This window comes from Ruegeria sp. AK4, assembly GCF_056541025.1.
This window is the reverse complement of the sequence record NZ_JBQFXS010000006.1, coordinates 317,223-325,340: the sequence shown is the minus strand read 5'-3', so window position 1 is coordinate 325,340 and position 8,118 is coordinate 317,223. Positions and strand designations below refer to the sequence as shown.

Below are 8,118 nucleotides of genomic sequence, written 5' to 3'. Positions count from 1 at the left end.
CGCAACCCGATATGACCGCTCCCCCAAAGTCTTCCTCTCAGCAATCGCCCTCGCCGCAACTGTCATCTATTGGTTATGAGTCCTGAGCCTAAAAAGGTTTGATTTGGTGACAGAAGGTTCTTTCAGCGGCTCAAAGTACTACGTGATCCGAACTTGGGGAGAGGAAATGGTGGTTCTGGAGAAGATTGCGGAACTACTCGGCGGTCACATAGTCGCTATTGGCTCCGAAGAAGAAAACCAGTTTGTCTATGACTTGACGATCAAGGAAGACGGTCACTGGATTGTATCAAATGGACAGTACGACGGACCAATGATAGGTCTGGTGCAAGAAGAAGGTGCAAGAGAGCCAGACGGCGGGTGGTACTGGCTCAATGGCGAACCATTGGTCTACACCAATTGGAGGCCAGGTGGGCCTGATAACCATAAAGGTGACCAGTCATTGGCGTATTTTAAAACAGACAGGGGGACAGCACCTTCTCCTCACTGGAACGACACGAAGTATGTTAGGCACGCGTTTGTAGTTGAAGTTCCTGAGGGTTGAACAAGCTCAATCAGTTACAACAGGACCACCGAAACCGTCTGGCTTGATGCTGCAATCTTTTCCAAATACCACTTCAGCGAAGCTGCACCGCGTGTCCAAATTTCGGCGTAAGTGCCATAAAGGAGCAAGCCGCCAATCTTTGCAAAGTCAGCTTCCTGCGCATAGCCGCCGTCGGTTGATCGCGCAGCATTGGTCACTATGGGCTCTCCGCCAGCGTTCTCTGCGTCGCGCACGTATGGCCGCTTGGAATTCTAAGTAGTCATCATCGATTGCATTCAACAATGCATGCACTCCCGCCCTTCAAGGCGGAAGAAACCAAATTAACTATACTGCAAGCTCCTTCCAAAGCGCCGTCGTTTCGATGACCTGTTTATGCGACTGAAATGCTTGCGTCGCATGACGACCTCATAACCCCGTGTGAAAAATCAATCCTGTCGCCATTTAGCATCGTCGAGTGCCAATCATCTTTTTGACTAGTTCCCTGACCCTAGATACTGGACATTCCAGAAGACATGGGGAATTAGAAAGTCATGTCTCACGGCACTCCAAGTTGCGTGCGGACGAATGGGTAAGGTTTGACTTTCACTGACCCATAACTTACACCTGCCCTTGCTGAGAGGGCCAAAGCACAAGGCCTATTGAGCGTTATGAACTACCACCCCAAATCGGATTTCATCGCCACGATGATCGAGCGCGGCTTTCTCGCCGACTGCACCGATTATCAGGGCCTTGACGACGCGCTGATCAGTGGGGTGCAAACAGCTTATATCGGCTATGACGCCACGGCTCAGTCGCTGCATGTGGGCCATCTGATGAACATCATGGTTTTGCGCTGGCTGCAAAAGACCGGCCACAAGCCGATCACCCTGATGGGCGGCGGGACGACCAAGGTGGGCGACCCCTCGTTCCGGTCGGACGAACGCCCCTTGCTGGGCCCCGAACAGATCGACGCGAATATTGCGGGCATGAAGCAGGTGTTCTCGAAATACCTGTCCTATGACGACAGCGAGACCGGCGCGCTGATGCTGAACAATGCCGAATGGCTGGACAGCCTGAACTACCTCGATTTCCTGCGCGATATCGGGCGGCATTTCTCGGTCAACCGGATGCTGTCGTTTGAATCGGTGAAATCGAGGCTGGACCGGGAACAATCGCTGAGCTTCCTCGAGTTCAACTACATGATCCTGCAGGCCTATGACTTCCTTGAACTGAACCGCCGCTATGGCTGCGTTCTGCAGATGGGCGGCTCGGACCAATGGGGCAACATCGTCAACGGCATCGACCTGACCCGCCGCGTGCTGGATCACGAGATCTATGGCCTGACCACGCCCCTGCTAACCACCAGCGATGGGCGCAAGATGGGCAAAAGCCAAGGCGGCGCGGTGTGGCTGAACGGCGATATGCTGTCGTCCTATGAGTTCTGGCAGTTCTGGCGCAACACCACCGACGCCGATGTGGGCCGGTTCCTGAAAATCTTCACCGAACTGCCCGTCGACGAATGCGACCGTCTGGCCGCGCTGCAGGGGTCCGATATCAACGAGGCCAAGATCCGCCTCGCCAACGAGGTCACCACCCTGCTGCACGGGGCCGAGGCCGCCGCAACCGCCGAGGCCACCGCCCGAGAGGTGTTCGAAAAAGGCGGCGTGGGCGGGGATCTTCCGACCCTGACGCTGACCGCCGATGACGTGCCCGTGTCGATCGTGCAACTGATCGTGAAATCAGGTCTGGCGAAGTCGGGCAAAGAGGCCAAACGCCTGATCGCCGAGAACGGTGCCAAACTGGACGATGCGCCGCTGACCGATGCGGGGCTGATGATTGACGCAGGCGCGCTGACTTCGCCCATCAAGCTGAGCGCGGGCAAAAAGCGTCACGCGCTGGTGCAGCTGGGCTAAGCAGTCCGAATATCGACACAGCAACGGCCACCCCTTGGGTGGTCGTTGTGGTTTCAGAAGGAAGCGGCTCAAACCGGCTTAAAGCTTGCCGCTACCCCTGCCGGGCTTGCCGCCGCCGCTTTCATCGTCATTGGCGTTGTTGCCGCGTCCGGGGCTGCTGCCTTCCGAGCCGTTTCCGTGGCCATTGTTGCCTTTACCGCCACCTTTACCTTTGCCGGGGCCATCACCGCCCTTGCCTTTACCGGGGCCGTCGCCGCCTTTACCGCCACCTTTGCCCTTGCCGGGTCCGTCGCCGCCCTTGCCGCCGCCTTTGCCGGGCTTGCCATCACCTGGCTTGCCACCGCCATCGCCCGGCTCGCCGCCGTCACCGGGGCCATCATTGCCGCCACCGTCGCCGGGGCCATCGTTACCACCACCGTCACCGGGGCCATCGTTGCCACCACCGTCACCGGGGCCATCGTTGCCGCCACCATCACCGGGGCCGTCATTGCCACCACCATCGCCGGGACCATCGTTACCGCTGCCGTCACCAGGACCCGCGTTACCACCGCCGCCGGGAGTGTCATTGCCGCCCCCGCCTGCGTCCGCAACCTGACCGGCCCCTGACGAGTTGCGATCAGAACTACGATCCTCTCCCAAAGTGCTGGCCGCGTTCGAAATGCTCGCCGTCGGCAGGTCCGTCAGCAACGCCGCCAGACCCGGGCATTGCGCTCCGGTCACAGTCAGGGTTGTTTCGAAATCGGACCGGCTCTGAAGCCGCTCCAGAAAGCTGGGCGTGACCTGCGCGCAATCGCACAAGGCGGCATAGTCACCCGCGTTTGCGTAATCCCGCGCGGTTTTCCAGTTGCAGGTTTCAGGTGCCGCAGCCGCACTGCCCACCATCAGAATTCCCATAAATGGCACAGCCGTAAGCGCGCCCAATTTCTGCTTTGTACTCTTCGACATATCAGCACCTCGTGACCAAAAAGACACCCGAAGTGACCGGGCAGTTCAGCACCGAGATGGCGATGTCGCGTGAAGCACCGCTAAAGGGTTTCTGAGGATATGTTTAGAATCCACCACCCCAATGGCTGACACCATCAAACATGTGGACACAGAGAGCTGAAATCAGTTATTGAACAATCGTTCATATACCTGCGAGGAGCCTGCCATGCACCTATCCGACACCGCTGCAATCATCACCGGAGGGGCGTCCGGTCTGGGCGAGGCCACGGCGCGCCACTTCGCGGCACAAGGCGCACAGGTCACGATCCTGGACCGGGAAGCGACCCGCGGAACGCAGGTCGCCGAGGAAATCAACGGGCATTTTGCCCAAACCGATGTCACGCATGAGCCGTCCGTTGCCGAGGCAATCGCCCACGCGATGGACAAAATGGGCAAGATCACCGCCGCCGTGAACTGCGCCGGTATTGCCGTTGGGGCAAAGACCGTGGGCAAGGACGGGCCGCACCCGCTGGACGCGTTCCAGCGCACCATCGATATCAATCTGGTTGGCAGCTTCAACGTCTCGCGTCTGGCAGCGGCTGAGATGGCGAAGAACGACCCCGAACCGGACGGCGCGCGTGGGGTGATCATCAACACCGCCTCGATCGCCGCCTTTGACGGGCAAAAGGGTCAGGCAGCTTATGCGGCGTCAAAAGGCGGCGTGGTGGGCATGACCCTGCCGATGGCCCGCGATTTGGCCGCGACCGGCATCCGGGTGATGGCCATTGCGCCGGGCATCTTCATGACGCCGATGCTGGCCGGTCTACCGGAAGAGATCCAGCAGCAACTCGCCGCCGATGTGCCCAATCCGCCGCGTCTGGGCGACCCGAACGAATACGGGCGGCTGGCGGGTTTTATCGTCGAGATGGGTTATCTGAACGGCGAGGTCATCCGCATCGACGGCGCGTTGCGGATGCGCTAGGCCTGCAGCATGACCGAGCGGGAAAAGATGGAAGCGGGCGCGTGGTATTGCTGCATTGACCCGGAACTTGAGGCGATGCGCGCCAAAGCGCGCCGCGCGGTGCATGCCCATAACACCTTCGATCCCGACGAACGGGGTGCGATGGCTCCCGCCCTGCGTTCAATATTCGCCCGCATCGGCACGGATTGCTTTCTCGAGGCCCCTTTTCACTGCGCCTACGGCGTGAACATCCATCTGGGCGACCGGGTCTATTTCAACGCCGGTTGCGTCATTCTGGATACGGCGCGGGTACTGATCGGGGATGGCACCATGTTTGGCCCCAACGCCCAAATCTATTGCGCACAGCACGCCAAAGACCCCGCCGAGCGCGCCCGTGGGCTGGAAATCGGCCTGCCGGTCAACATCGGTCGCAATGTCTGGATCGGCGGCAGCGCCATCCTGATGCCCGGCATCACAATCGGAGACAACGTCATCATCGGCGCGGGCAGCGTGGTGACACGGGATGTCAGCCCCGGCGCAACGGTCGTTGGCAATCCGGCCCGCCCCATTCGCTAGCGGCCCGCCGAGGCTTACCCGCCCTCGGCCTTTTCTTCCAGTATCAGCCATTCGTCTTCGGCCGCAGACAGCTTTGTCTGGCGCTCAACCAAGGCCTCGGTCGCTTTCTGGAACTTGACCGGCTCCCGCGTGAACAGCTCGGGGTCGGACATCAGTTCTTCCAGCTTGCCGATTTCGGCCTCAAGCCGTGCGATTTCAGCGGGCAGCTTCTCAAGCCGGTGCTTCTCCGAGAATGAAAGCCCCGCCTTCGGCTTCGCTTCCTGCATTACCTTCGGCTTGGAAGGCTTTGTTTTTTCTTCTTTCCTCTCAAAAACATCGCCGCGCTGCGCAATATAGTCGGTCCATCCCCCGGCATAGACCGTCGCCCGGCCATTGCCCTCCATCGCGATGGTCGTCGTCGCCACCCGATCCAGAAAATCCCGGTCGTGGCTGACCAACAGAACCGTGCCGTCATAATCGTCCAGCAATTCCTGCAACAGATCCAGCGTCTCGACATCCAGATCGTTGGTGGGTTCGTCCAACACCAGCAGATTCGATGGCTTGGCCATCAGCTTGGCCAGCAGCAACCGCGCTTTTTCCCCGCCTGACAGTGACTTAACCGCCGCTCTTGCCTGCCGCTCGTCAAACAGGAACTCCTTGAGGTAACCGACAACATGCTTCGGCTGCCCGCCCACCATGACCTGATCGGCCTTGCCTGAAACCCGCATCTCGGGGTCGCCGGTCAGGCTGTCCCACAGGGTCATCTCGGGGTCCAGCTGCGCGCGGGTCTGGTCGAAGACGGCAATCTCCAGATTTGTGCCCAGCGTCACCGTTCCTTCATCCGGGGCCTCCTGCCCCAGCAGCATCTTCAGCAGGGTGGTCTTACCCACGCCGTTCGGCCCGACAAAGGCCACCCGATCCCCGCGCTGCGCCAGAAGGTTGAAGTTGCGCACGATCTGCTGATCACCAAACGCTTTCGAGACACCCTTGGCTTCGATCACCTTGCGGCCCGACTTGGGGCCCGATTCCAGCGACATCGCCGCCGATCCCTGCCGTTTGATCTGCGCCGCCTTCTCGGCCCGCAAGGCCTGCAACGCGCGCACGCGGCCCTGATTGCGCTTGCGGCGGGCGCTGATGCCTTCGACGGCCCATTTGGCCTCGGACTTGATCAGCCGGTTCAGCTTGTGCCGCTGCTGGTCTTCTTCCTCCCAAACCTTGTCGCGCCAGGCCTCGAACGCCTCAAACCCCTGCTCCTGCCGCCGAACGACGCCCCGGTCGATCCACAAGGTCGCGCGGGTCAAGGCACGCAGAAATGCCCGGTCGTGCGAGATCAGAACAAACGCCGCCCGCGTCGCGCCCAGTTCCCGCTCGAGCCACGCGATGGCTTCGATATCCAGATGGTTGGTGGGCTCGTCCAGCAACATCAGATCGGGCGCCTCGGCCATCAGCTTGGCCAGCGCCGCGCGACGCCTCTCCCCGCCCGAGGCTGTTTCGACCATACGCGCCGGGTCGAATTTCAGGCCCTCTCCGGCCCGTTCGACCTTATACAACTCCCCCGGCTCCAGACCGCTGGAGGCATAGTCACCCAGCGTCGCAAACCCGTCCATTGTCGGGTCCTGCTCCATATATCCAACGGATTTCCCCGGCGGAATCACGATGTCGCCCCGATCCGCCTCGACCAGACCGGCCATCACCTTCATCAGGGTCGACTTGCCCGACCCGTTGCGCCCCACCAGCGCCACCCGATCACCGGGCTGCACCACCAGATCAAGGCCGGAAAACACCGGTTCACCCCCGAAGGTCAGGGAAATGCCGGACATCTGCAACAAAGGAATTCTCGCCATGTCCGCCAGCTAAACCGGCGGGAACAACGCGTCAACGCCCCGGCTTCATCTTTTCAAAAATACTCAAATCACCCCGGCCACTGCCCGCAGCAAACGTTTCCGCGCCGGGGGAATCGCCCCAATCTCGAGCCCAGTAAACACATGCAGCGTGTTCATATGCCGATCCACCACCGCATGATCGCTGACCCAGCCCCCCATCATCAGATAGGTGCGCAATAGCGGAGGCATCCTCAGCATCGCCTTTTTCGCATCCGGCCTGCGGCGCAGACGGGCCGCAAAGCGGAAGACATGCGGCGCCTTGACCTGCGGCAGCCAGCGCTTGGGCCCCAGATGCCGGTGCTTGAGCATGGCGAACGCGTCCAGATATTCGGCGGTTTCGGTCCCCGCGAACGAGGAACAGCCAAACAGCATTTCGACCCCGGTCTGATCGACATAGGCCGTCATCGCCCCCCACGCCACACGCAGAATGTCGGGGTCGGTCCAATCCGGGTGGATACAGAACCGTCCCATCTCGACCATACGCCCGCTGAAATCCTGCAGCGACGACAGATCGTAGAACTGCGCCGAATAGCTGCGCCCGATTTCGGCACCACGCTCCATCACCAGCATCCGAAAGCAGCAGACCAATTGCCCCGCAGACCGCATATCCTCGACCAGCACATGGGCGCATGCGGCGTCGAAATCGTCCCGATCGACCTGCCCGGTGCCAAAGGCCAGCGTTCGCAGCGCCTGAGCAGCCGACACATCCTTGGCCGTTTGCGCCAGACGGGCCTGATAGCGCCCCTTGCTCAACAAAACTGCCGTAGCCATGGTCGCATCCTCCCCGGCTGCTGACCCGTTATCTTCGCCACGTGCCTAACATAAAATTTGTGACCGTCCTGTGAAGCCACAAGAGGATGACCGAGTTTAGTTGCCGACGCCCGGGATATTGGCCGGGTTGAAGGTGCCGATATTGCCCAGCAGCTGCCGCAGGAAGCCTTTGTCCTGCACGCTGGAATCGGTCACGCGGCGTTCCAGCGGAATCACGATACCGTCCTCAAGGCCGAAGCGTTCGATGTTCCGTACCACGCCACGCTGATCGAAGCTGATCGCGACCAACTCGCGCGAGACGACCTGGGGCCGTTTCGGGCCATAGTGGCGGACCCGCGAGCGGACGTAGTAATAACCGGAATCCTTGACAACACCCGACGCGCCCGGTGCGCCGATCGCCTCGGCCACACTGTCGCGCGTGTCTTTGCCAACCTGAATTTCGGCCAGATCTTCTGCCGGCGGCACGTATCCGTGATTCTTGAAGACAGGCGAGCAGGCCCCGACGACGGCCAGAGCGGCAATGACGACAAGCGACTTCGCAGCCGGTTTGAACCTGTTTACAACCTTCAACATACGCACCCTCTTGCCTTG

Annotated in this window: 9 protein-coding genes; 4 read left to right on the top strand and 5 right to left on the bottom strand. The window is 60.5% G+C overall.

Annotation, left to right across the window (positions count from 1 at the left end; genetic code table 11):
- The first annotated feature begins 106 nt into the window (after positions 1–106).
- On the top strand, positions 107–541 hold the full coding sequence (locus tag ACR0EZ_RS13820; RefSeq protein WP_480613923.1) for a C-type lectin-like domain-containing protein: 435 nt from the start codon (positions 107–109) through the stop codon (positions 539–541).
- A 14-nt stretch (positions 542–555) separates the two neighbouring features.
- Here ACR0EZ_RS13820 and ACR0EZ_RS13815 read toward each other — a convergent pair whose 3' ends face one another.
- Positions 556–738 carry a hypothetical protein gene (locus ACR0EZ_RS13815; RefSeq protein ID WP_480613922.1) on the bottom strand — a complete coding sequence of 61 codons (183 nt, stop codon included), beginning with the start codon at positions 736–738 and terminating at the stop codon, positions 556–558.
- Positions 739–1,188: 450 nt separating this feature from the next.
- Between ACR0EZ_RS13815 and tyrS the strand changes: the two genes are divergently transcribed.
- Positions 1,189–2,433, top strand: a complete 1,245-nt coding sequence (gene tyrS / locus ACR0EZ_RS13810) for a tyrosine--tRNA ligase (protein ID WP_480613920.1) — start codon at positions 1,189–1,191, stop codon at positions 2,431–2,433.
- A 78-nt stretch (positions 2,434–2,511) separates the two neighbouring features.
- On the opposite strand, the gene ACR0EZ_RS13805 is transcribed toward tyrS, so the two are convergent.
- Complete coding sequence (locus ACR0EZ_RS13805; RefSeq protein ID WP_480613918.1) at positions 2,512–3,378, bottom strand: hypothetical protein; 867 nt, start codon at positions 3,376–3,378, stop codon at positions 2,512–2,514.
- Between the two features lie 205 nt (positions 3,379–3,583).
- Here ACR0EZ_RS13805 and ACR0EZ_RS13800 point away from each other — a divergent pair, with 205 nt between their 5' ends.
- Together ACR0EZ_RS13800 and ACR0EZ_RS13795 are read left to right on the top strand one after the other, a co-directional pair.
- The gene (locus ACR0EZ_RS13800; protein WP_480613916.1) at positions 3,584–4,339 is read left to right on the top strand and encodes a 3-hydroxyacyl-CoA dehydrogenase; all 756 of its coding nucleotides are present in this window, start codon (positions 3,584–3,586) and stop codon (positions 4,337–4,339) included.
- Positions 4,340–4,348: 9 nt separating this feature from the next.
- A complete protein-coding gene (locus ACR0EZ_RS13795) occupies positions 4,349–4,894 on the top strand; it encodes a sugar O-acetyltransferase (protein ID WP_480613914.1) in 546 nt (181 codons plus the stop codon).
- 14 nt (positions 4,895–4,908) lie between these two features.
- Here ACR0EZ_RS13795 and ACR0EZ_RS13790 read toward each other — a convergent pair whose 3' ends face one another.
- From ACR0EZ_RS13790 to ACR0EZ_RS13780, 3 genes are all read right to left on the bottom strand, one after another.
- The gene (locus ACR0EZ_RS13790; protein ID WP_480613912.1) at positions 4,909–6,717 is read right to left on the bottom strand and encodes an ABC-F family ATP-binding cassette domain-containing protein; all 1,809 of its coding nucleotides are present in this window, start codon (positions 6,715–6,717) and stop codon (positions 4,909–4,911) included.
- Positions 6,718–6,780: 63 nt separating this feature from the next.
- Positions 6,781–7,527 carry a GNAT family N-acetyltransferase gene (locus tag ACR0EZ_RS13785; protein WP_480613910.1) on the bottom strand — a complete coding sequence of 249 codons (747 nt, stop codon included), beginning with the start codon at positions 7,525–7,527 and terminating at the stop codon, positions 6,781–6,783.
- Positions 7,528–7,623: 96 nt separating this feature from the next.
- Entirely contained in the window at positions 7,624–8,100 is a 477-nt protein-coding gene (locus ACR0EZ_RS13780) for an outer membrane protein assembly factor BamE (RefSeq protein WP_480613908.1), read from the bottom strand.
- Positions 8,101–8,118 lie beyond the last annotated feature (18 nt).